Consider the following 22,748-nt stretch of genomic DNA (forward strand, 5'->3'; position numbering starts at 1 on the left):
TACCTATCAGGAAGAAGTCCTTGATCCTTCCCGTGTTGCGGAAGTGCTTAACCGTGTCATCTTAAAGGCAAAGCGCGCCTCTGCGCCTGCACAGCTCAATATTCCTCGTGATTTCTGGACGCAGGTGATTGATATCGAATTACCTGAGGTCGTAGAGTTTGAGCAGCCGGCCGGTGGTGAGAACGCCATTTCACGTGCAGCTGAGATTCTGTCTAAAGCAAAATTCCCTGTTATTCTTAACGGTGGCGGTGTGGTAATCGGCGATGCTATTGGAGACTCCATGGCGTTAGCAGAACGCCTTGATGCTCCGGTTTGTTGTGGCTATCAGCACAATGATGCATTTCCGGGAAGCCATCCGCTTTATGCGGGTGCACTTGGTTACAACGGCTCCAAGGCTGCAATGGAACTTATTTCCAAAGCGGATGCCGTGCTGGCTTTGGGTACTCGGTTGAATCCATTTTCCACTCTTCCAGGTTACGGTATCGATTATTGGCCGAGCAATGCCGAGATTATTCAAGTAGATATTAATGCTGATCGTATTGGGCTGACCAAGCCTGTGAGCGTTGGCATCGTGGGCGATGCCAAGAAGGTTGCACAAGGTATCCTAGCAAAACTTAGCCCTTCTGCCGGTGATGTGGATCGTGAAGCACGCAGGCAGAGTATCGCGGAAACCAATGCGTCATGGGCAAAAGAGCTCGCCTCTATGGATCATGAAGAAGATGATCCGGGTACTACTTGGAACGAACGCGCACGTTCTCGTGAGCCGGAAAAGCTTACTGCGCGTATGGCGTGGCGTGTGATTAAAGAGGTAATGCCTGAAGGCTCAATTATCTCTACAGATATCGGAAACAACTGCGCAATCGGTAACGCATATCCAACATTTGAAGAAGGTCGTAAGTATCTTGCTCCGGGTATGTTCGGCCCATGTGGATATGGCTTCCCAGCAATCCTCGGTGCCAAAATGGCGAAGCCGGAAGTACCTGTCATTGGCTTTGCCGGAGACGGTGCGTTTGGTATTTCTATGAACGAAATGGTTTCGTGCGGGCGTGACGATTGGCCTGCAGTAACAATGGTAGTGTTCCGCAACTATCAGTGGGGCGCAGAAAAACGTAATACCACGTTATGGTATGACGATAACTTTGTCGGTACTGAGCTGAACCCGAACGTTTCCTACGCCGGAATCGCTAAAGCATGTGGCGTTGAAGGTTGTCAGGCGGCAACTGTTGAAGAACTTCGTGAAAAGCTTGCTGCTGCCATCAAGGCGCAGATGGAAGAAGGAAAAACAACCTTTGTAGAAGTTCTCAATAATCAGGAACTTGGTGAGCCATTCCGTCGTGATGCTATGAAGAAGCCTGTCCCTGTTGCCGGTGTAAGTAAAGATGATATGAAATCATAATGTCATGAAAAATCGGGCGGGATAATTGTAACGGTTCCGCTTGAGTAACAGTATAAAAAAGGCTCATGGGCGGTTGCCTATGAGCCTTACTTTGTCTGTGGTAGCTATTGCTTATTCACGTAAAATGTTTTGATACCTTTTGATGTTACCACGATAATATCACCGTCCTGCGTCAGGGCAAGATCTCCGGTTCCAACAATGTTGCATACTGTTTTGGAAAGTAGCCCTTTTCTGTCAATACAGTATACAGCACCATGTGAAACGGAGCTTACACAGACGGTGCGTGCATCATTTACGGCAATGCCTGCAAGTTTTCCAAGTCCAGTCGCCAGATCAACCTGTAAGCCGTCTTTATATGTGGCAACTACCCGCCCTTCTTCAGCAAATCCCACATATAAAACCCCTCTGTGGTCTCTTGCCAATAAAAGATGCTCCCCCGTAATATCTTCTGCATGCGCAATTGTGCCACATAGAATTGCGAATAATACTATAACTACCCGTGCCATATGTCTCTCCTCTGTCTTTTCAGGCGGTTGGCGTTACCACCTTGTTTGTTTGGCAAAGACTATACAGCTGAAAATAAGACCAATCCAATACCATTTACATTAAGAATGATGCGATTTAGGTATTATTATGCGTATACAACAACTGGAAAACTTCATTGTACTGGCAGAAGAACTGCACTTCGGAAAAGCTGCAGAGCGGCTGCATATGCAGCAACCGCCACTGAGCAGGCAAATTAAAGCCCTTGAAGATGAGCTTGGGGTTCTGCTTTTCAAACGCAACAACAGAAAAGTAGAGCTGACAGAAGAGGGAGTCTTTTTTTTGCAGGAAGCAAAGGCTGTTACAACGCGCCTCACTGTTGCACAGCATACACTTAAAGCTATGGGGAATGGCGAAGCAGGAACCTTGCGTATAGGTTTTGTCGACTCATCCATCACAGAGCGCTTCGTTACTGCAATGGGACGTTTTAAGGAACAATACCCCAATGTGATTATAGAGCTGGAAGAAAAAGTATCAGTTGAGCAACTTGCGGCCATAGAAGAGGGAAGTTTGCATATAGGCTTTATCCGTACTCATCTGGTGGAAACACACGAGTTGCCTCATATTGATGTCATTAGCGAGCCGTATATTGTAGCTTTGGCAAAGGATCACCCGTTAGCAGGACAGGAGACTGTTTCTGTGTACGATCTCGCTAAAGAACCGCTTATTTTCTTTCCTCATCGTAAAAATCCGGGAATTTACAATTGGGTTTTAAACGGCTTTTCGCAGTATGGGTTAGTACCAAAATTCGGCTTTGAAGTAGTAATGGATCAAGCTGCTGAGATGTTTGTTGCAGGCGGTTTTGGGTACACTCTTCTTCCGTCCACGTCTTGCAGAATGGGCAGACGGGGATTGACCTACAAGCGGGTTAAGGAACCATTCTTGAATTTACGTATAAGTATGGCGTGGAGTCAGGCACATGAGTGCCCGCTAGTGAAGAATTTTATCGAGGTGTTTACACAGCAGGCTGATTCATAGCGGCTGTGGTAAAAAACTCATAATAATAGGCTATTATGAGTTGACAAATATGTTCGTTTGGCAATATTGCCAAATGAGGAAGCGTTATGACAAAAAATACTGACAAATTAGTAACATTAGAACGTATACACGAACGAGCCAAGGTTATGAAAGCTATGGCTCATCCTTCACGTCTTATGATCATTGATGAGCTTGGTCATGGGGAGCGATGTGTCTGTGATCTGCAAGAATTGGTAGGACATGATATGTCAACTGTTTCTAAGCATCTGAAAGTGCTCAAAGATTCAGGTATTGTGAAGGATGAACGCCGAGGTAAGCAGATTTTTTATACACTGAGAGTTCCATGTATTCTTAAGTTCTTCCACTGTATCGAGTCAGTAATAGATGCACACAACTAAAAAAATTTGCCATAACATTTGGTCATTTTACCATATGACTAAATGTTAGCCGGACAGTGTCCTTATTTCACAGCGTAGCGGACTAAAATAACACAGCACAACTCGTTATTGATTTTGCAACTAAAACGCTCCATTACTAATGATGGAGAAATAAAAAGGATATTGGAATGAAAGAGTTAGATGTTGTTTTAGAAGAAATGGATTTTGAATTTTTAGGCTCTGGTGAGCATTCTATGAATATAGAAGGGATGCGGAAAGCGTTAAAGAACGATCATTTTATGTTTCTCGATATTCGTTCCGAGGAAGAAGTAAGCTATACGACATTCCCCTTTGCTGTATCTATTCCGCTGCATGATTTGCCTAAAAAATATGAGGAACTACCGAAGGATAAATGCATTGTCGTATTTTGCTCTTCTATTTTCCGTGCTGCTGTTGCGTATACGTATCTTCGCGCAAAAGGATTTGATGAGGTAAAAGGCCTTACTGTTCCAATGGAAGATATGGTTAAGGCATTTAAGCCGGGTCCATTGTCTAAAATGTAAGCTGCTGCGCACCATCTTTATTTTAAGGGTGGTGCATTTTATTCTTAGTATTGGAAGGTTGTAATGGACTTTATGACGTTGGCGATCACGCTGCTGTCCTTTTCATTGAGTTTTCTTTTTGCACTTGGCGGCGTCGGATCGGCATTAGCACTTATTCCTATGCTGACATGGCTTGGTGTTCCTTTTAGTTTAGCGCGTCCAACCGCATTATTCGTGAATACAGTAAGTATGCTTGGTGCAACGTATTCAAATATCAAAGCACGGCGGCTGGATTACCGGTTAGGACTTCCGATCATCGCCTCATCAATAGTGTTGGCGCCTGTTGGAGCATGGTGCGGTAACTTGTTACCGACACAATATGTCCTTTTTGTTTTCATTCTTTTCCTTTTATTTTCAGGGCTGATGATCTTGTTTTTCAAAGGAGGGAAGTATGCAAATCAATATCGTGAGGATAGACCGGTTTTAGGGCCCTTGCTTGTCGGGGTGCTTTCTGGCTTTTTATCGGGACTGCTTGGAGTTGGTGGCGGCGGAGTGATAGCTCCATTGATGCTGTTGCAAGGTTTTAATCCTAAACGAGTTGCAACTATTACAGCGTTTGCAGTGCCGTTTTCATCATTTTCTGCCTTTCTTACCTATGTAATGTTAGGGGATTTTTCGTGGAAAATTCTGCTCTTTGCCGGTGTTGCGGCATGGGTAGGCGGGTATTTAGGAACAATCGTGATGCATCGCAAGATGCGTTCAGCAACTGTTAAAAAGATATTGGGTGTTGTTCTACTTTTGTTAGCGGCACGCTTGATTCTGACTCTGGTGTAAGCGGGGAAGTCGTTGCAGTTTGCCCCTGTTTTGGCAAATGCTTGATAGTGAATATTTACTTCTGTATTGAAGAGCAATCAACCAAAACAGGTAAGGTTCAGCTATGTCGAATGATTTTACGATATTTCCCGATATTCAGCAGATGGAAGCGCTCACTACAGAGAATAAACCATGTGTTGGTTGTGGTTGGTGCTGTCTTCATGATCCGTGTTCAGAATCGCACCGGAAATATGGATACACAAAACGGTGTCCTGATTTGCTGTGGGATGAAGAGAATACCCGCTATATTTGCAAGCTGATGCTTGATCCGGCGTATAGTGAGAAGGTACGGGAATCTCAGCATGAAGGGCAAGGCTGCTATGCGCCGCTTAATGACTGGCGAAAGAACGTTAAGAATCGTGGTTGAGAATATGCTATTCTTCTGAATCACAGCAAATATTGGTTTATTAGTAGCTGGTCATGCCTAGAGAAAAGGGCACAGTTTTTAAGAAGAGTACGTAAAAAGAGGGCATCGAACGGTGCCCTCTTTTTTGTGGTCGCACATTTTTAACGCCAGCAGAGCTCGGAGCGGGTTGTGGTGAAATTGGAGATAATGATCTTTGCAAGCTCATCGTAGTTCGGCGCTGCATGTATGGTTGAGCCAAGGTTTTCTTGGGTTGAAGTTGAGAGGTGTTGAGGCGTGTCGTGTTGCGAAGTTGAGGCACGGTGGTAGATATCAATACCGGACAATTGCAATGCAAAGGTAGAACCGGAGTCTTTTGCGGAAAGGTTGGAGGTAACAGAAGCCAGAGGCAAATCTTTGATTTTGTGACCGGCATACTTTGCAATTTCTCTTAATGTTGCGAGTTGCTGTACGTTGTCTGTAGCTTCTCCGAAGTGCCAGACTGGAGGCATGGATGGACTGAGAAATTGATTTAGCAACCTTCCGCATTTTTCACGAGCGTTGCTTGCACACAGACCGTTACGGGCTGTGGTAAATGCCGTTTTACCACTGGCAAAAAGTAAAATGTTATTTTTCAGTAACGTCTCGGTAAAAGCAGAAAACTCAATGGCCTCTTCCTCGGTAGCCGGTGCGTCTCCAAAGAGATTCACTATACCCAAAATCTTACCTTCAATTAATCCGGATGCCATAATATCCATACAGCCGTAATAGTGATCAATTGAATCCTTACAGAAACCGACTTGTGCGGTCACTGAGGTGTCAGGGAGCAAAGGCTTGATGGTACGCCTGTCTTCAAAGCTTGAGAGGGCATGTCGTACGATAGATTTTGCTAACTCTTCAAGCGTGGCAGAATTTTTATTAAGAGATGTGGCATCTGGAATGTGGCTTATTTTATTGGCAGTTACTATGGCTGTTTTAGCAGAGCGGGCAGCTTCTGTGACTGTTGGAGAAAGTTTCAGTGTGTCAGCCATGAGCAAGTCGATCGCACCAGTTTGTAGGGCCAGTCCTATTCCGTTGAATGTAGCAAGGTGAGGAAGCTTGGCTGCCGACACTTCATCTTTACTACCTACTCCGAGTACTTGAATCCCCGCCGGACATAAGTCCTTAAGCATGGCGAATTGGTCGTTATCGTTCGCTGCTTTTTTAACTGCGTCAGCAAGACCGGGAATGTGTTCGTAAAGAGCAATAGTAATGGCGTCTGCATTTAGAGATTCAAGATGAACATTCGTGGTAATACGTTCTGGCACGCCGCAGATACAGTGAGGTATAAGGGTGTTGCTAATCAAACTGGTTAATAGAAATGCTGCACCAAATCGTAAGACCATTTTCTCAGTTTCTTGCCAGTTTTCTTCTCCATTCTCGGATAACACTTGCATATTGCAAAGCATGTCAGAAGTAGACCCTGTAGGGAGTAAGTTATGCTTTGTCCAAACCTGAATTCGTTCAGGAGGGGATACAATATGTAAGCTCGCTTGTGCGTCTTGTTCGTTGCACAAGATGTCTCCAAGAAGTGCATCAGCAAGATTGGAAGCAATGTCAGACGTCGATCTGTCTTTCGTTGCAATAGAGTAGTGTTCTGCAATTTTGCGTAACGTTCTTTTGCCTACGATAGAGAATGACGATGTATCTTCTGCTGCATATTTGAATAACTCAAGCTGCAGACGTGCTTGTTTTTCAAGAGTCGCGGCATTTTCTGCTGCGGCAACAAGCAGTGATCTATATGTTTTTTTCATTGGTCGATCTCCCTTTGGATAAATGCGTGATCGAAACCGGACATCATCTTTTGTCAGGTCCGACCATGCTAGGACTATGGCCTGTTGTTGTATCCTTTTGTGGCATTCTTCCATCAGGAGTGATGGTTTGAATGTCAGGAAGGCGACTGCTCGTAGGAAAAAAATAGTTTGAGGACGTCAGACGGTGGCATACGCGCTGCAGTCTGACGTTTTTTTGTGATCATATTTTATGAATAATTCATAGTTTTAGTATGTTACTTGACTCTTTCTTGCTCGGTAAGTAGGTGTGTCTGTGTTACATAATAAAATTTAGTAACACTTTCAGATGAGTTTTTAGCTGTCTGTATACACTTGGGAGCGAGTCATGAAAATTTTTATGCACAGTCTTATTGTTTGCTTGCTACTGGTTTCATCTGCGTCGGGTAAGGAACCAGCTCGGCAGATGATAGATGCTTTGGGTAGAGTTGTTGATGTGCCTGAGAAGGTTGAACGTGTCATTTGTTCAGGTTCCGGGTGTCTTCGTTTGTTGACCTACCTTCAAGCGCAATCAATGGCTGTGGCTGTAGATGATATAGAGTCGCGGGATCGAAATTTTGAAGCCCGTCCGTATGCGTTAGCGAACCCGCAGTTTAAGACTATGCCGATCTTTGGCGGCTTTCGCGGGCACGATAACCCTGAGCTAATCTTAGCGCTGGAGCCGCAGCCGCAGGTTATTTTCAAAACCTATGCTTCAAGTATGGGCTTCCCTCCTGATGATTTACAGAACAAAACCGGCATTCCAGTCATCACTCTTGATTATGGAAATCTTGGGGAAAAGCGTGCGCAACTCTATCAATCCCTTCGTGTAATGGCAGATGTTCTTGGCAAGCAAGAGCGTGCAGGGAAGGTTATCGCCTTCATGGAAGGTCAGATAGCAGAGCTCAAAAAGCGGACAGCTAATATTCCAGAAAAAGATCGACCGACTGTTTTTATTTGCGGCGTGGCTTTTAAAGGGCCTCATGGATACCAATCTACAGAACCTGCGTACCCTCCGTTTACATTCGTAAATGCGAACAATCTTGCTGGAAGTATGGGAGGGACTGGGCGTGACCTTCAACACTCTACTATTTCAAAAGAAAAGATACTTGAGTGGGACCCGCAAATTCTTTTCCTCGATTTATCAACGTTGCAGATGGGTGATAACGCGAGCGGGCTGTATGAGCTTAGAAATGATCCGGCATACCGCAATCTGACTGCTGTAAAAAATGGACATGTATACGGACTGTTACCTTATAATTGGTATACTAAAAACTATGGCTCCATTCTTGCGAATGCATACTATGCAGGAAAGCTGCTGTATCCGGAACGCTTTGCTGACGTGCAGCCGGAAGAAAAAGCAGACGAGATATATCGTTTTTTAGTGGGAAAAGACGTTTTTACGAAGATGGATACGATCTTTCACCAATTGGCGTATAAACCTGTTCCGGTGAAGTAGTATGCATTTTTCAGATGGACAGGTTCCTGTTGAGTACAGCCAGTACATACATAGAAAAATTATGCTGCTGGTAGGCGTTGTGGGGTTGCTTGCAGTGACACTTGTTGTTGCTGTTTCCATGGGGGTTGCAAACATATCGCTAAATGATGTCGCCAGTAGCCTGCTGGGTGGCGATGTTCTCCGCAGGGTGGACATAATTATCTGGAACATCAGACTCCCGCAGGCTCTTACAGCCGTTGTTGCCGGAGGCGGATTGGCCGTTTCCGGAGCAGTAATGCAGTCCATTCTTCGTAATCCTCTCGGGTCGCCGTTCACCTTGGGCATATCACACGCAGCGGCATTCGGGGCGGCATTTTCTGTGATGGTGCTGGATGGAGGCATTATGGGGTCGACCACTGCGGACGCAGTAACTATCACCAATCCATATATTACAACACTTTGTGCGTTTCTTTTCAGCTTACTTGCTGCCGGTGTTGTCATAAGCGTCTCCCGTCTTCGGGGAGCGACTCCCGAGGTTATGATTTTAACGGGAGTTGCTATGGGAGCATTATTTACCGCCGGTACCATGTTTCTTCAATTTTTTGCCGATGATGTGCAGCTTGCTGCAATGGTATTCTGGACATTTGGTGACACCGCACGTGCTACATGGTCTTCTTTGGGGATTATCTCTTTTGTAGTTGTTGTTATTACGGGCTATTTTATTGCTAACAGCTGGAATCTGAATGCTATTGATGCAGGGGACGAAACTGCAAAGAGCCTTGGAATCCGTGTGGAACGGGTGCGTATTGTTGGAATGGTGTTGTCATCCATGGTTACGGCACTGATAATTTCTTTTCTAGGGATAATCGGCTTCATCGGACTGGTCGTACCACACATGGTACGGCGCATTATCGGTTCAGATCATCGTTTTCTGCTTTTTGCATCCACCGTGTTTGGTGGAGTGCTGCTTCTTGTCTCAGATACTATGGCACGACTTGTCCTTGCCCCTCATTTAGTCCCTGTGTCTGTGCTGACAGCGTTCATGGGCGCTCCGGTGTTCTTATACCTGATAGTAAGGGGGCAGGGACGATGATTCTTTCTGTTTCGGATATTGATTTTACCTACGACAACAGCCCGGTGCTTTCTGATGTGGATTTTCAGTTGGCAAATGGTGAACTGCTGGCAATCTTAGGCCCTAATGGAGTCGGAAAGACAACATTGCTGAAGTGCATTAACGCAATACATCGTCCTGACTCTGGTGTGGTAATGGTCGAAGAACGTGATGTGCTGACCATGCGTCCTGATGAAATAGCTTTGTGTGTCGGCTATGTCGCACAGAAGACCGAAACAGCACGGCTGACAGTGTTTGATGCCATACTTATGGGGCGAAAACCTCATATTCGTTGGAAAACAAGCAAGCAGGATTTGAAAATAGTGGATTCTGCCATCCAGCGGTTGGGGTTGAATGCGTTGCTGATGCGGTATTTAGATCAGTTAAGTGGCGGAGAATTACAAAAGGTAGCCATCGCCCGTGCAATGGTTCAGGAACCACGGTTATTGCTTTTGGATGAGCCGACCAGCTCTCTGGATTTGAAGAGTCAGATAGATATTCTCGGTATGCTTCGGCAGGTAGTGAGTGAGCATTGCATTGGCGCGGCAATGACAATGCATGATTTGAATCTGGCATTGCGTTATGCGGATAAGGTTTTGTTTCTTAAAGATGGAGCTATTCATTTTATCGGCTCTACAGATTCTGTGACATCTGAGGTGATTGAGGATGTGTATGGACTGCCTGTTTCCATGCACATTGTTCAAGGGCATCCAATGGTCGTACCGGCTGCTTAAAAAAAGGAGAGTGCCAGTGGCTTGCTATTTTTCAGAACAACTTATTGAAGATGTAATCACGTTCCATGGTCATAGCTGTCCCGGTTTGGCCATTGGGATTCGGGCTTCCGAGTTAGCAATGAAAGAATTTGGAGATAAAGAGGGCGTTGAGATGGTGGCAGTGTCGGAAACGGATATGTGCGGAGTGGATGCTATCCAGTTTCTTACAGGATGCACATATGGAAAAGGCAATTTTCTGCATAGAGATTACGGGAAAATGGCTTTTTCGTTTTTTGACAGAAATTCCGGGCACGGTATCAGAGCATTGCTAAAGCCTGAGGCTCGAGCTGGTGCGGGCGAAGAACTCGATGCTCTGATGGCGATTGATGAGCCTTCTATGACTGATGCGCATAGCCAGCGTATTGTCCAGTTGAAGCTCCAATTGCAACAACAGATAATGAATCTTGCCTTGGACGAGCTATTTGAGGTTACGCCGTTGAATAGTGGAATGCCGCGTCCAGCAAAGATTATGAAGAGCATTGTGTGTGAGCACTGTGGTGAATCTGTGATGGAATCCCGTATCCGTTGTTTTAGCGGTAAATTTGTATGTATTCCATGTTTTACAACAATGGAGCAGAAACGTTGATGGCGCACCTATCATATTGAAAGGTAATGTATTCTATTAGGCAGGATTGTTGTCTGAGATAAAAAACAGCCAGTCGAAGGCTTTTGCTTTTTATGTGGATAAAAAAGCACACTCTTTGCCCGCTTTGATGCATCCTTAATGTGATCATTTTGAAGGCTGATGTGTTCATAATGAAGGAAATGAACTCATAATTTGTTTGATTCTGTTTGCAGCTATCATGCTGAAAGAACTTACTATCAGTCTGTTACAAGGAATTTGATTTTCCGAATTGACATTCTTAGATATATTTCGGAGAAAGACGTTCAGGAAGACTTTAAGAAATTAGGCGGACAGATAAGAATATTTCACGTTGTATTTTGTGTGTCTGTCACATGTGAGGCGTCATTGTGCCGCAGTTACTTGAGTGAATAGTTCTGTGTTTTTTTATGTAAAAAAGTAAGTAAGTATATACTGACAAAAAGTAGTTGGCGCATAACTCTCTTAATTTAGTGAGATGTACCGCAATGGCACCTCAGTATTAGGCTGGAAAATGTAAAAGACAAAGTCGGCAGTGAAAACACATATGAGGAAGTAATTTTTTACCCCCAATGGCTATGAATTTTGTCTTTTATCGTATCAACATATAACAATTAAATGCTCTCCATATCTCGAAAGCAAATTGTGTCTATCTAGTATATAGTACTCATTTTTGATTTGAAGTAAGCGATTCGATTAACAGGAGAATACGTTATGATAACTTTTGGACCAGTACCTTCCCGTCGTTTGGGACGCAGTCTTGGGATCAATAATATCCCTCCTAAAACCTGCTCACTCTCTTGCATATATTGCCAAGTGGGAAAAACAAATAAGCTGCAGGTTACACGACAGCCATTCTATGAACCGCAAGCAATTGTAGATGAAGTTGCAGAAAAGATACGACGTACAGAAGAGCAGGGTGAAGAAATAGATTTTCTGGCTTTTGTTCCTGATGGCGAACCAACCCTCGACTGTAACCTTGGTAAGACTATAGATTTACTTCGTCCTCTTGGAAAAAAAATTGCCATTATCAATAATGCTACATTGCTATGGCAAGACGAGGTCAGAGAGGATTTATGTAAAGCCGATTGGGTTTCCCTTAAAGTTGATGCTGTTTCGCCCAAAGTATGGCGTCGAATTGATCGGCCTCATAAGGAGTTGCAACTTCAAAATGTGTTGGACTCAATGCTTCAGTTTAAGAAAGAATTTACGGGAACATTAGTTTCAGAGACGATGTTACTTCGTGGAGTTAATGACACTCCTGAGGTGCTAACTGAGACTGCTTCCTTTTTAGAAAAATTATCTCCATCCACGTCCTACCTTTCTATTCCAATACGTCCGACAGTAGAAAAAATAGCTTCTATCCCTGACGAAGAAGCATTGAACACTGCATATCAAATTATTCACAATAAGGTTGAGAACGTAGAATGTCTTTTCGGCTATGAGGGAGATACGTTTTCATCCACGGGCAATGCAGAAGAAGATTTGTTGAATATTATTGCCGTTCATCCAATGCGTGAACAAGCCGTTCAGGAATTCTTGGCAAATACTCAAGCAGATTGGTCTCTTATTGATAAGCTTATCGAGCAAGATCGTATTTTTGTAACAACATATGAAAACAACCGTTTTTATTTGCGAAGATTGCATAAAAAATAGCGAAATCAAAAGGACCTCTTGTCAGGGTAAGTGCTTACTTATATTGTGTTAGACAGGCTCTTGCCCTCATAAGAGATTTACATAAGCAGGCAGAGCGCTACGTGGTTCGTATAAAGAGACCAAACAAGAACGTTTTATCCAGTCAACGCATGCTTATGAGTAAAGAACTCGCTAGGAAAAGCTTGCTATGAGCCTCGTATTGAGGCTGCTTGTAACCATTTAACAAACGGATAAGAAAGTGCCCAGTTTTGATGAGATTGTGAATGAACTTCAGGGTAAAATTAATGATGAAATCATTGATGCCTTTGGGCCGGCAGGATTTGAACGTTGGCGTAACCCACCACACAGAGGAAAACCTGCCAAGGCTAACTACGAGGGCGTATCCACTGGGGGATGTGGTGATACCATACGAATTTTTCTGTATATTGAAGACGATAAAGTCTGTGATGCAGGATTCGCTACTGACGGATGTGGTTCCAGTATGATTAGTGGATCAATGGCGGCAGAATTAGCCATCGGCAAGCCTTGCGACGATCTCGATACCATTACAGGAGAGACAGTGCTTGAAGGCTTGGGAGGGGATAAAGGCCTGCCAGCAGACGACCAGCACTGTGCCTGGTTAGCAGCCACCGCCTTACACGAAGCTGTAGGGGATTATTATAAGCAAACCGTGAAATGTAAAAAATGAGATTAATCCGGTTTACGAAGTCCAAAAAAGAAATTTGCGTAAGTAAAAATGATCTGACTGAAAAGTAAAAACAAGCTTCATAGGTACCTCCTGTGAAGCTTGTTTTTATTTAGGTCTTGTCACAACGAGTTACTCGATCACAAGCTGTATGGGGAGTCCTCAAAAGAGGTAGAAACTATCGCTACTTGTTATGATAAGTGCGTGTCAGCGATAGTGTGCTCTGCAGTGTTTTGGACGAAGGATTTATGAAATAAGTGCAAGTGATAACGTAACAGCGGTCTTTGCAGTACGTATGAAAAAAGATATTTAAGTATTTTAAATAATTAGTTAAATTTGCGTATAGTTATTATATGGAATGAACAGTAATCTTAAATGTTGAATGAAATAATCTGCTATCAGTTTAGGAGATAAAATGATTCACCTGCTTAAGCGTTTTTTACAGCTGTTTGTTGCTACTGTTCTTTTGCTTTTCCTTTGTGTTCCAGTCAGTTCGTACGCTGCTGAAACAGAAAAAGACCTATCTGTCGCAGCTCACGGGGCTTTATGCCGGCATCGGTGTTAGTATTTTCAGTGGGCAAACAAATTACCCTGCAACTGCATATGGAGACGGTACATATTTTATTGAGGAAGATTTTGTTCAGTTTGAACGTGAAGAGTATCGTTTTACTGAAACAAATCCTGCGGGTAGTTTTTTTTGTCGGGTATAACTATTTTTGGAAAGATATTCTTTTAGGCATCGAAGGTGACATTACTTTTACGGACTTTAATAGTTCGCATTCCATCAATACGTTGTATGATTCAGTACCAGTTCCTTTTTCTATGACCTCAAAGGTTCGTGCCAGCTGGTTTGCATCCATAGCTCCTAAGATCGGGTATCGTTATAATAATTCTCTGTTCTTTGTTCTAGGCGGAGCTGCCTTTTCTCATTTCCGATATAGTTTCTCATTTAGTGATGAGTATGGGGCAGGGCACCATAGCGCTGGTAGTAAATCGGCCAGCCGGACTGGTTGGGTTGTTGGGGCAGGCTATGAGCATACTCTCGAAGACCATTGGGCTCTTCGATTTGACTATCGCTACTATCGGTTCGATGACATTTTCAATAATTTTAAAACACCGTTAGGGCCAGATGAATTGCATGATGGGTTTTCGCACTCCCTCAAATTCGAGGCAAACATGTTTCGAGTCAGTGTCATTCGAAAATTTTAGAGATAGATTTTTATAAAGAGGCTGTTCTGTTTTTATAGCTTACTGTTGCTACCACTGCGCATATTCCACAAGTCGTTCAGGGGCAAAGACTTCAAAATTATTCTTGGTTATTTTGCCAATAATATTTTCGTCCCGAAGTTGAGCCAGCGCTCTGGAAACCGTCATTTGGTGAAGGCCAAGAAAATTTCCAATGTCTAACTGGCTAATTTTAAATTCACTTTTACTTTCATATAATTGGAAAAGGATTTCAGATACCCGTGCAATCGGCTTAAGGTTGAAAAGGTTTGCGGTGAAGTGGCTGATATATGTCCTTTTAAAAATTATATATTGGGAGAGATTTATGGATAACTCAGGGTACGAACGAACAAAGTTGACGTCTGTAAACATGTCAGAGGGAAAAGCATAGGCCTGAGTATCCGTTAAAAATTCGAATGAAACCCGTCCCCTATGTTTTATCATGCAACCCGCCTCATTAAATAGCGAGTCAGGGCCAACAAAGTATAAGATACGCCTGTCACCGCTGTGTAAGTAGCAGCTATAACTAATGTAGCCCTCTTTTATTAGATATACCCCGTCGTCGGCCTGATCGATCACTTGTCCTTTGGAAAACGAATGTAACCGGGCCAAATGGATAACCTCTTTCCAACAAGCATTCTTTTTTTCAAGAACAAAATGTAACTTTTGTTTTTCGGAAAAATTGTAACAACCTTCCTTCATAACGATTCCCTCATTTTGACCAACCGAGCTAATAGTAAATTATCTTAGATGATAGTGACTGCCAGCCCCTATGCATTAAGCTTCTCAGCCTTGAGAAGGGGCAAGTAGTAGGTCTCTTCTTAAAAAATATTTTCTTTCAAAAAAACAACAAATGTTATTTTTTTCCTCATTGCATGGCCTAATATATTCTCAAAAAGGGATTGAGCATTGGCTGATTCTCGATCAAAGGATCGTATTCAGAATCGGGCATAGTGTCCCTGACGAAGTGGAGCCAACCTATTCCAATAAAAGAGATCGCGTTTCTTGAGGTTGGGTCGGCAACTACAGAAATTAGAATTTATTGATGCTCTTACAATGGCGCTGTATGCCTGTAAGTAGTTAGCAAGAGGGTAAAATTATGGATTTAAAAAGTACAAAAGAATCACTGAAAGTGCATGTATATCATATTCCGTCCGATAAAACTGTTCCTTTGCATCAGCATAGTAACTTGGATGAAATATTTTACTGTATCAAAGGTTCTGGCTTTGGAGTACTGGAAGATAAAGAGGTAGCGCTGAACGTAGGGGATACGTTTGTTGCCCCTGCAGGTGTTATGCATTCATTGAGAAGTGATAAAGAGATTTATGTTACAGCCTTATTAGTTCCGGTCATGGATGATAGAAAGGAAAAGGTAAGAGCCGTTTAATAGGCGACAGACTCCGCAGGTGTTATGACCATGCGGTTTTTTTAATGTTTTTTATATTTCTGTCGGTAGTGTTTTCAGACAAAAATGAGTGTGTTGCGTTCAGCCGCACGAAAAAAGGGTTTAGATCAATTCGATCTAAAACCTTTTATTCTCTGGTCGGGATGACGAGATTTGAACTCACGACCCCTTGAACCCCATGCAGTTGGTTTCTGTGTTAAGGTCTTTTATTTCGATATGTTAAGCTCGATATGTTTTTAGCGAATGGACATTTTGCGATATGACCCGATTAAATTTGTTCAGTATAAAAATTTGAGAAAAGCGATTCGTTGTTCCTAAATAGGCAGGTATTCAAACCCGCTTTTGGCATCAGACATGTTCGGCCTTTCGTTAAGGCGAAACCACGCTCTATGGGGCAGATGTGGCGGACTCTTTCTGAGGTGTTAGCAGAGCCTAATACCGCTATTGTGATGTCCTTTGCTTCTGAAGAGTGGGCGCACTGGACTGTAGTTCAGGATATTGATGATGAGGCGTTGTGGTTAGCTGATTCTGATGGGATGCGCACAATCCTTCGCAAAGAAGCCAGTATGGTGAAGGTTAGTGCTCAGAGATCGCTATGTATTCAGTGGAGAGATGTGTTTGTGATGAGGCTATAATTTTTTAATAATTTTGAGGTGTAAGGTGTTGAGTGGGAGACTGTAAAAGAAAACATGGGTACCGCATTTTTGCGATACCCATGTTGAGTCATGTTATGTTAAGTGCTTTTTACCTCGATTCTTTTCACCTCCGTTTTAGTGTCTAGAGTTTGGGGTAGTTTTACAGTCAGTACACCGTTTTTGAATGAGGCTTCAGCCTTTTTGCCATCGATGCCGGCGGGGAGAGGTATAGTGCGGTATACTGCACCATATTGGCGTTCGGAAAGGTAATAGCCTTTTTTCTCTTCTTGACGTTCGACTTTTTTCTCACCTTTTATTGCCAGTACATCATTGGTGATGGATACCTCGATATCTTCCATATCCATTCCAGGCAATTCAACTGAAACTTCAATTGTTTTGTCGGTTTCTACAATGTCTGATTTCGCATCACCTCCACTCCAAGGCCATTCAATTGCCTCGATTTTTTGGTCAAAACGATTTTTGAATCGATCGAACACCTGGTTGAGCTCATTTTGGAGGATTGTGATTGGATGATCTTTATCGGATTGAGCCTCAGGGGTGTGATCCTTTTGTGCCCAAGGAAGTATGTCTTTAATTTGCATGTTATCCTCCTTTCGTTTTTCAACATTAGGCGGCGTTAACAACAATCTTTTTGGGTTGTGCAGCCTCGGCTTTTGGGAGCTTTACAGTGAGTATGCCATTAGACATTTTTGCTTCGATTTTATTAGGATCAAAGTCTTCCGATAGTGTGAAAGCCCGTTCATAGTCGCCTTGACCATATTCTTTATAGGTCAAATCAAGCTTTTCTGGCTGTACAGGGTGAATTTTTCCACGGATGGAAAGTACCCGTTTCTCTAGAGTTATATCAATATTGTCAGGAGCTACACCAGGCATTTCAAGTATCATCGAAACGCCATTCGAGCTTTCGATTATATCCGCAACTGGTCGATATGTGTGCCTGCCCTGAAAGGTTTCAGGAGTTTCCGCTGGGGTTTTAACAGTTGTCTGAGTTATTTCATTTTTCATGTTATAATCTCCTGTTATGCAGCTTTGACCTCAATTTTACGTGGTTTGTCTTCTTCAGCTCGACCAATAACGACGCATAACACGCCATTTTCAAAACGGGCTTCGACTTTATTTTCATCAATATTGAATGGAAGCTGAACAGGTCGGCTGAACTTACCGTAGCTACGTTCACGTCGGAGCCAAACGTCATCTTTTGCAGTATCTGTGACGGCTCTTTCTCCTGAAATTGTGAGGAGATCGTCTTTTACTGTAATTTCAAGTGCAGAAGGTTCAATGCCGGGAAGTTCGGCTGTAATAGCCATGGCATCATCACCTTGCCAGATGTTAACTACCGGGAAGACTGTTTGTGACCTGTAGGTGTTGGGAGGGGAGGCAACGTCTCGCATTAAAGAGCGCATGAGCGCAAAAGGATCGTTGCGTTTGTAGAGAGTAGGGTAGAACATGTTATAGTCTCCTTCATTGAATATAAAAACAATAAATTAACTATAGAGCTCGTTCCGGCCTTGTTTTCCTTTTCAGGAGTGTGGCCAAAATGAACAGAGCCTAACCAATCTCTGGCCAGTGGAACAGTACATTGTTTGTTACAAGATCTACTGTTCAGGCCGTGTTGAAAAAAGCTTCATTATTTGTGTCGCATAGCTATCTTCAAGATGAAATTGAAAATAAATTTGCTTCAAAAAATGTCAAGAAGAACCGTACAGATTTTTTTTTGAAAAAATTTAAGTTTTTGAAAAAAAAGAAAATATTTTTGTTTTGATTTGTTTGACTGTCTGTTTTCGGCAGAACATCCAACTGTTCTGTATTTCAAATATAACAGGTCATTTTATTCCAGCCTGTTAGTTGGCTATTTCGACTTTCATAACCACCAAGGCGTTCAGCCAACGTTCAGCCACACTAAAAAAGGGTTCACAGCGAATCGCTGCAAACCCTTGATATCTCTGGTCGGGATGACGAGATTTGAACTCACGACCCCTTGAACCCCATTCAAGTGCGCTACCAAGCTGCGCTACATCCCGAAGTGAAGATGTAAAATATCGTGCAGTTATGGGAGCGTCAATATAGTTTTCAAGTTGTAATATTATTCTAACGCCAAGTTCTTTGGCACGCTTTTTTGGGATGATTGGTGCAGAATCTTGGTAATAGGTAACTTACGCCTTTTAGCTCTTCACGTGTGTTTTTCTTTGTTTCAAAAGTAGGGCTGCACAAAGCAGATTAAGAATAATGCTTATGCCAAGAATAATCCGCAGAGGCTGTGAAGCTCCGGATGTTGCCGAGCTTGCTTGAACAGCCCCGTCTTGAGTAACCGTTACATCCAACTCAGCTCTGTGCCCCATGTCTGTAGCGCTAATATTCCATGTTCCTGAGGTGTTCGGAACAAACGCAAAGTTCCCTTTAGCGTCAGTTCTACCGTTTTGGAACTCCGCATCCCCGTCTTTTGATTCTGGCGCGAATACAAGAACTTCTGCGTATGACATAGGATCACCACCAGCGTATTCAAAATGAACCGCAACAGTTTTACTGGTGATGCCGTTTGCTGTTACTCCGTGTGCAAAAGCTGTCTCAATGGCAAAACTGGATACTCCCAGCAGCATAAACGCCAACGTGTATACTAAGCGGTACATCTTATTTTTCAATCGGGAATGTTAATGTGGCACGCATAACATGGCTTTCGTATTTTGAGCCGTTACCTTCAGCAACATGCTGTACACGAATCATCCAAAGACCTGAGCTGGAAAGATGAATTTTTGCAATGCCTTCACCATATGGCTCTGTGGTGTACGCGTAAGTGTTTTCTGTGTCAGAGAAACCTTTGTAGGTTGCAAAGATATTTTCAGGTGAAATGGTTTTGCCGTTAAAAAGTACTTTGATGCGGATGTCATCCCCGGCACGGGCTGTTAACGGGTTATCAATCGGGATAATTTCAAGAGCATGCCCAATCTTGCGATCAAAGTTTGCTGTCTTACCATCGACAGGTAAGATTGATTTTGCGAACTTCTCGTATTTTCTGGAAAGAATTACGCCCGATAACGTTGATGCATCCCCTTTTTTCCAACCCTGCGTAGTTTTGCTCCACACTTCTCCCTTTCGATGTGCGGAAAGAACAGCGGCTTCCCCACCTTTAAGAGTCACGCTTCCATCCCATGTCAGATATGGCTTGTTGGCAAATAAAGACACTTTGTTGCCCTTATATGATGCAACAACACTTTCTGCAGCTTCAAGCTCTTCGCTGTGCATAAAAGAGTGAGAAGAAGCGAGGCTGAATGGTAATTTTTGTCCATCATGGTATGCCTGCCATTGTTGCGGCACCAAAATAAATTCGTGCGCGGCAGCAAGAGACACAGTTGAAAACACCATCAGTAAACTCAAAATAATAGCACTTTTTCTCATAACATCCTCCTTGAGTAACACGAATAATAATTTAGTATACAGCTAGCAGCGTAAAAAAAAGATGTCAACGCTATATGACCAATATTTATAGCATGTTAATTTGATGAAGTTCTACACGGTGTTTAATGAAAACATGTTGACTGGAAAGGGAGTATCTGTCTTTTCAGAGGATAGTGTGTGCTTTTTTAATGACAAGGAATAGTAGAGAAGGGTAATACTAGACTGTGTGTACGCGATAGGTGGGGTGTCCGCAGGACAGCCAATATAAACATTATGTTTTTAGAACAGTATGAGGTTGCGATTGACTAACACAGCACAGAAAGCGGGCGGATTGATTCCTGTAGCGTTAACTCAATGCGATGATTATGACTATCGTACCGTGTATAAAGCTGTTTCTGAATGTTTAGAAGCAAGCCATTTTGCGCCTTCGCTAGGAGCATCAGTACTGGTAAAACCAAACTTGTTGAAGGCAGACCGTACAGGCCTCTGTTGTACACATCCGGTGGTTGTCGAAGCTGTATGCGAAGCAGTATTGGACTACGGATGTTCTGTCAGGGTCGGCGATTCTCCGGCATTTGGTTCTGCCGCTTCTGTTGCCCAAAATATAGGATTACTGGAGCGGTTGGAACGATTGGATGTTCCCTTAATTACACTTGATTCTCCGGAAAAAGTGCGTTTTGAAAGCGGGGCTTCGATAGGTATTTCCCGAAGTGCATTGTATAGTGACATGCTGCTGAATGTTCCTCGTATGAAGGCGCACACGCAAATGCGTGCTACGTTTGCTGTGAAGAATTTGTTCGGCTGCGTAAGTGGAGTGCGAAAAGCGATAGCCCATTCAACTCATGGGGATAAGGCAAATGCTTTCAGGGAACTTTTGGTAGATGTCGCAATGGCATTGCCTCCATCTGTAAGTGTCGTGGACGGGATTACCTGTATGCACAGGACGGGGCCGAGCGGAGGCGATCCATACTCTTTGGGGTTGATCGGTGCGGCAGGCGATCCTGTTTCGTTGGATACTGCTTTATATTCGGTACTTGGCTGCAGTGTGGATGAAATGCCGTTATGGCTGGAACTGCAACGAAAAAATATCCGAGGGGCGTTCGCAGAAAAACTGACGTATCCGTTATTGCCTCCTTCAGCATTCAACGCAGAAGGATTTATTCTTCCGCAGCAACTAACTCCGGAAACATTTCATCCATTACGGCTACTTCAGAGCGGGATTAAACGCTTCTGGAAACGCTATCTTTGCCCGTAATCATTCATGACTTTGTTGCGATCGGACTGCTCTTTGGTGATTTTCCAACTCCATGGATAGTTTTGGAAGTGGATACTCGATGGTCAGAGTCTGTCCGTGCATTGTTACCAGCGTTCCTGCAGCAACATTGCCCCGTATGATAACTCGATGAACAGGGTGTGTTACTTTTGGTGTAACTTTGTTGGCAATGGATTTGCGGATGCGCTTTGCTTTTTCAAGCAGCTTGTCAGCACGATTCCGCATAGAACCGGACACTTCTTTCTGCTGGCTTTTTCTGATCCATTCGTCGAGTTTTGAAATAGATTGGGAAAGGACCGTTTCTGCCTCGGATGTAATGCGCTGCAATGCTTTTGGTGATCCGGCTTCATTTGTGATTATCAGAATCGGCGGTGCTCCGTGCTCTCCTCCTGCTTCAGCGATATTTATTTCGCTGCCTGCCACTAGTGTGCTTCCAAGCACCGTCCCTTTTTCAGAACAGGTGCGTATAGCGCTGCCGGCGGTCAGTTCAGAGTTTATAATAGAGCCGGAAGTCACAATGCTGTGTGCTGCAACAACATCAGCATTGTGCATGTGGTTGGCATACACTGAACCTTTAGAGGTAATGGTGCTGGCTTTGTTCATAATGATGGCACCGGAAACAAATACATCCCCGCCGCAGGTAATATTTCCCTGATCTACATTTCCATCAACAATCACATGCTGTGGAGCCTCAACCGTAAAACCGGCAGTGATTGAGCCTGTAATATGCACCGAGCCTTGTTTAACGACAATATTTCCGGTCTTCATGCTTACATCTCCTTCGATACGTAAGACGTCGGTAATCGAAAGGATGTCGTCGCGTATGCTCATAAGCCCTTTGCATGAAGAGTAGTAGACTGTATGTCCGCCGTGTTGGGGGATTCCATATAGATTTTCCCCGATAGTGAGAGGCTCTTTGGCAGAGCTGTTTTGCTTGGGTGCCGGTTTTTCCATAACCGGTAAGGCGTTGCCGTATACATCAAACCCGTTAGATGTTTCAGGAACCGGCATTTGAATGGCTACAGGCGTATGTGCAGGTATTTCAGCGAAAAAGCCTTGATCCCGATAATCAACAGGAGCAGACGCATCCTGCATTGTGCGGAGAATCCGTTCCGGAAGTAATGGCAAAATAACAGGCGGTTCTTCATGAATTGCAGGTTTTCCCTTGCAAATTGGTACCATGCGCACGGGCGTTTCAAGCTCTCTTGCTTTGCGGGCGGCGGCATTAAAACGGGCGGTATCAATAGGAGCATTTACCTCCAGCTGCCAGAGGGCTGCTGCATAATGACTCAACAGCAGGGAGTTGCCTGAATAGTCCTTGTGGTAAATATCACCATATACTGTCATGCCGTCGTTAGCGGGGTACAATATTGGGCGGACAACAATCTTGTTATTATCAATATGCAGTACACCCAGAGTTGTTGCGTAGATTTTATTGGTTCCTGTATCTATAGAGTAATTATGTGTATTGGGAACAGCATCATTTTCATTCCCGACTTCAGAGGAAAGATGAAAATGTTCAAGGCGTTGTATTGTACCTATGCATGTACCGGGAGTAACAGGCAAAAGCGGATTGCCTGTTAAAGCAATATATCGGGAAAAAATGGATTCTTCTTCAGTAAGAATTGTGGATTTATCGTGTGTCATACTGTCCTCCGGCACGCCGGCACTGT

General features: G+C 43.6%; 25 protein-coding genes and 1 tRNA gene. 16 read left to right on the forward strand and 10 right to left on the reverse strand.

Annotated elements, in window-relative coordinates; genetic code table 11:
• A partial coding sequence (xsc, locus tag QZY95_RS09570) for a sulfoacetaldehyde acetyltransferase (protein WP_290922810.1) occupies positions 1–1,396 on the forward strand: 1,396 nt, incomplete at its 5' end.
• 104 nt (positions 1,397–1,500) lie between these two features.
• Here xsc and QZY95_RS09575 read toward each other — a convergent pair.
• A complete protein-coding gene (locus tag QZY95_RS09575; protein WP_290922811.1) occupies positions 1,501–1,902 on the reverse strand; it encodes a hypothetical protein in 402 nt (133 codons plus the stop codon).
• A gap of 127 nt (positions 1,903–2,029) precedes the next feature.
• Here QZY95_RS09575 and QZY95_RS09580 point away from each other — a divergent pair, with 127 nt between their 5' ends.
• The 5 genes from QZY95_RS09580 (at position 2,030) to QZY95_RS09600 (ending at position 5,076) form a co-directional block, all read left to right on the forward strand.
• Positions 2,030–2,917 carry a LysR family transcriptional regulator gene (locus tag QZY95_RS09580; protein WP_290922813.1) on the forward strand — a complete coding sequence of 296 codons (888 nt, stop codon included), beginning with the start codon at positions 2,030–2,032 and terminating at the stop codon, positions 2,915–2,917.
• Positions 2,918–3,003: 86 nt separating this feature from the next.
• Positions 3,004–3,315 (forward strand): metalloregulator ArsR/SmtB family transcription factor, encoded by a 312-nt coding sequence (locus tag QZY95_RS09585; protein WP_290922815.1) that lies wholly within the window; start codon positions 3,004–3,006, stop codon positions 3,313–3,315.
• Between the two features lie 167 nt (positions 3,316–3,482).
• Positions 3,483–3,857, forward strand: a complete 375-nt coding sequence (locus QZY95_RS09590) for a rhodanese-like domain-containing protein (protein ID WP_290922817.1) — start codon at positions 3,483–3,485, stop codon at positions 3,855–3,857.
• 63 nt (positions 3,858–3,920) lie between these two features.
• A complete protein-coding gene (locus QZY95_RS09595) occupies positions 3,921–4,670 on the forward strand; it encodes a sulfite exporter TauE/SafE family protein (RefSeq protein WP_290922818.1) in 750 nt (249 codons plus the stop codon).
• A gap of 103 nt (positions 4,671–4,773) precedes the next feature.
• Positions 4,774–5,076: a hypothetical protein gene (locus QZY95_RS09600; RefSeq protein WP_365971180.1), complete on the forward strand. Its 303-nt coding sequence runs from the start codon at positions 4,774–4,776 to the stop codon at positions 5,074–5,076.
• Between the two features lie 140 nt (positions 5,077–5,216).
• Here the strand turns inward: QZY95_RS09600 and QZY95_RS09605 are convergent, their stop codons facing one another.
• The gene (locus QZY95_RS09605; protein ID WP_290922820.1) at positions 5,217–6,845 is read right to left on the reverse strand and encodes a hypothetical protein; all 1,629 of its coding nucleotides are present in this window, start codon (positions 6,843–6,845) and stop codon (positions 5,217–5,219) included.
• A 364-nt stretch (positions 6,846–7,209) separates the two neighbouring features.
• On the opposite strand from QZY95_RS09605, the gene QZY95_RS09610 reads away from it, so the two are divergent.
• From QZY95_RS09610 to QZY95_RS09640, 7 genes are all read left to right on the forward strand, one after another.
• A complete protein-coding gene (locus tag QZY95_RS09610; RefSeq protein ID WP_290922822.1) occupies positions 7,210–8,319 on the forward strand; it encodes an iron ABC transporter substrate-binding protein in 1,110 nt (369 codons plus the stop codon).
• Position 8,320: 1 nt separating this feature from the next.
• The gene (locus QZY95_RS09615) at positions 8,321–9,391 is read left to right on the forward strand and encodes an iron ABC transporter permease (RefSeq protein WP_290922824.1); all 1,071 of its coding nucleotides are present in this window, start codon (positions 8,321–8,323) and stop codon (positions 9,389–9,391) included.
• Positions 9,388–10,143 (forward strand): ABC transporter ATP-binding protein, encoded by a 756-nt coding sequence (locus QZY95_RS09620; protein WP_290922826.1) that lies wholly within the window; start codon positions 9,388–9,390, stop codon positions 10,141–10,143. The genes QZY95_RS09615 and QZY95_RS09620 overlap by 4 nt, the downstream gene beginning before the upstream one ends.
• Positions 10,144–10,159: 16 nt before the next feature.
• Complete coding sequence (locus QZY95_RS09625) at positions 10,160–10,768, forward strand: FmdE family protein (protein ID WP_290922828.1); 609 nt, start codon at positions 10,160–10,162, stop codon at positions 10,766–10,768.
• Between the two features lie 729 nt (positions 10,769–11,497).
• Positions 11,498–12,439 (forward strand): radical SAM protein, encoded by a 942-nt coding sequence (locus QZY95_RS09630; protein ID WP_290922830.1) that lies wholly within the window; start codon positions 11,498–11,500, stop codon positions 12,437–12,439.
• Between the two features lie 238 nt (positions 12,440–12,677).
• Positions 12,678–13,127 carry an iron-sulfur cluster assembly scaffold protein gene (locus QZY95_RS09635; protein WP_290922832.1) on the forward strand — a complete coding sequence of 150 codons (450 nt, stop codon included), beginning with the start codon at positions 12,678–12,680 and terminating at the stop codon, positions 13,125–13,127.
• Between the two features lie 543 nt (positions 13,128–13,670).
• A complete protein-coding gene (locus QZY95_RS09640; protein WP_290922834.1) occupies positions 13,671–14,333 on the forward strand; it encodes an outer membrane beta-barrel protein in 663 nt (220 codons plus the stop codon).
• Positions 14,334–14,381: 48 nt separating this feature from the next.
• On the opposite strand, the gene QZY95_RS09645 is transcribed toward QZY95_RS09640, so the two are convergent.
• Positions 14,382–15,050 carry a Crp/Fnr family transcriptional regulator gene (locus QZY95_RS09645; RefSeq protein ID WP_290922836.1) on the reverse strand — a complete coding sequence of 223 codons (669 nt, stop codon included), beginning with the start codon at positions 15,048–15,050 and terminating at the stop codon, positions 14,382–14,384.
• Between the two features lie 397 nt (positions 15,051–15,447).
• Here QZY95_RS09645 and QZY95_RS09650 point away from each other — a divergent pair, with 397 nt between their 5' ends.
• Entirely contained in the window at positions 15,448–15,735 is a 288-nt protein-coding gene (locus QZY95_RS09650) for a cupin domain-containing protein (RefSeq protein ID WP_290922838.1), read from the forward strand.
• A gap of 407 nt (positions 15,736–16,142) precedes the next feature.
• Complete coding sequence (locus QZY95_RS09655; RefSeq protein ID WP_290922839.1) at positions 16,143–16,388, forward strand: hypothetical protein; 246 nt, start codon at positions 16,143–16,145, stop codon at positions 16,386–16,388.
• A gap of 98 nt (positions 16,389–16,486) precedes the next feature.
• On the opposite strand, the gene QZY95_RS09660 is transcribed toward QZY95_RS09655, so the two are convergent.
• The 6 genes from QZY95_RS09660 to QZY95_RS09685 all read right to left on the reverse strand — a co-directional run bounded on the left by QZY95_RS09660 (position 16,487) and on the right by QZY95_RS09685 (position 19,802).
• Complete coding sequence (locus QZY95_RS09660) at positions 16,487–16,990, reverse strand: Hsp20/alpha crystallin family protein (protein ID WP_290922841.1); 504 nt, start codon at positions 16,988–16,990, stop codon at positions 16,487–16,489.
• A 25-nt stretch (positions 16,991–17,015) separates the two neighbouring features.
• The gene (locus QZY95_RS09665) at positions 17,016–17,414 is read right to left on the reverse strand and encodes an Hsp20/alpha crystallin family protein (protein ID WP_290922843.1); all 399 of its coding nucleotides are present in this window, start codon (positions 17,412–17,414) and stop codon (positions 17,016–17,018) included.
• A gap of 14 nt (positions 17,415–17,428) precedes the next feature.
• Positions 17,429–17,857, reverse strand: coding sequence for an Hsp20/alpha crystallin family protein (locus tag QZY95_RS09670; protein WP_290922845.1), 429 nt, complete (start codon positions 17,855–17,857; stop codon positions 17,429–17,431).
• Positions 17,858–18,353: 496 nt separating this feature from the next.
• Positions 18,354–18,430, reverse strand: a tRNA-Pro gene (locus tag QZY95_RS09675).
• 141 nt (positions 18,431–18,571) lie between these two features.
• Positions 18,572–19,036 (reverse strand): hypothetical protein, encoded by a 465-nt coding sequence (locus QZY95_RS09680; protein WP_290922848.1) that lies wholly within the window; start codon positions 19,034–19,036, stop codon positions 18,572–18,574.
• A 1-nt stretch (position 19,037) separates the two neighbouring features.
• Positions 19,038–19,802 (reverse strand): DUF4198 domain-containing protein, encoded by a 765-nt coding sequence (locus QZY95_RS09685; RefSeq protein ID WP_290922850.1) that lies wholly within the window; start codon positions 19,800–19,802, stop codon positions 19,038–19,040.
• Between the two features lie 301 nt (positions 19,803–20,103).
• Between QZY95_RS09685 and QZY95_RS09690 the strand changes: the two genes are divergently transcribed.
• Complete coding sequence (locus QZY95_RS09690; protein ID WP_290922852.1) at positions 20,104–21,057, forward strand: DUF362 domain-containing protein; 954 nt, start codon at positions 20,104–20,106, stop codon at positions 21,055–21,057.
• Here QZY95_RS09690 and QZY95_RS09695 read toward each other — a convergent pair whose 3' ends face one another.
• A complete protein-coding gene (locus tag QZY95_RS09695) occupies positions 21,058–22,722 on the reverse strand; it encodes a FapA family protein (protein WP_290922854.1) in 1,665 nt (554 codons plus the stop codon).
• Positions 22,723–22,748 lie beyond the last annotated feature (26 nt).

The organism is Halodesulfovibrio sp. (genome assembly GCF_015482765.1).
Classification (GTDB): Bacteria; Desulfobacterota; Desulfovibrionia; order Desulfovibrionales; family Desulfovibrionaceae; genus Halodesulfovibrio.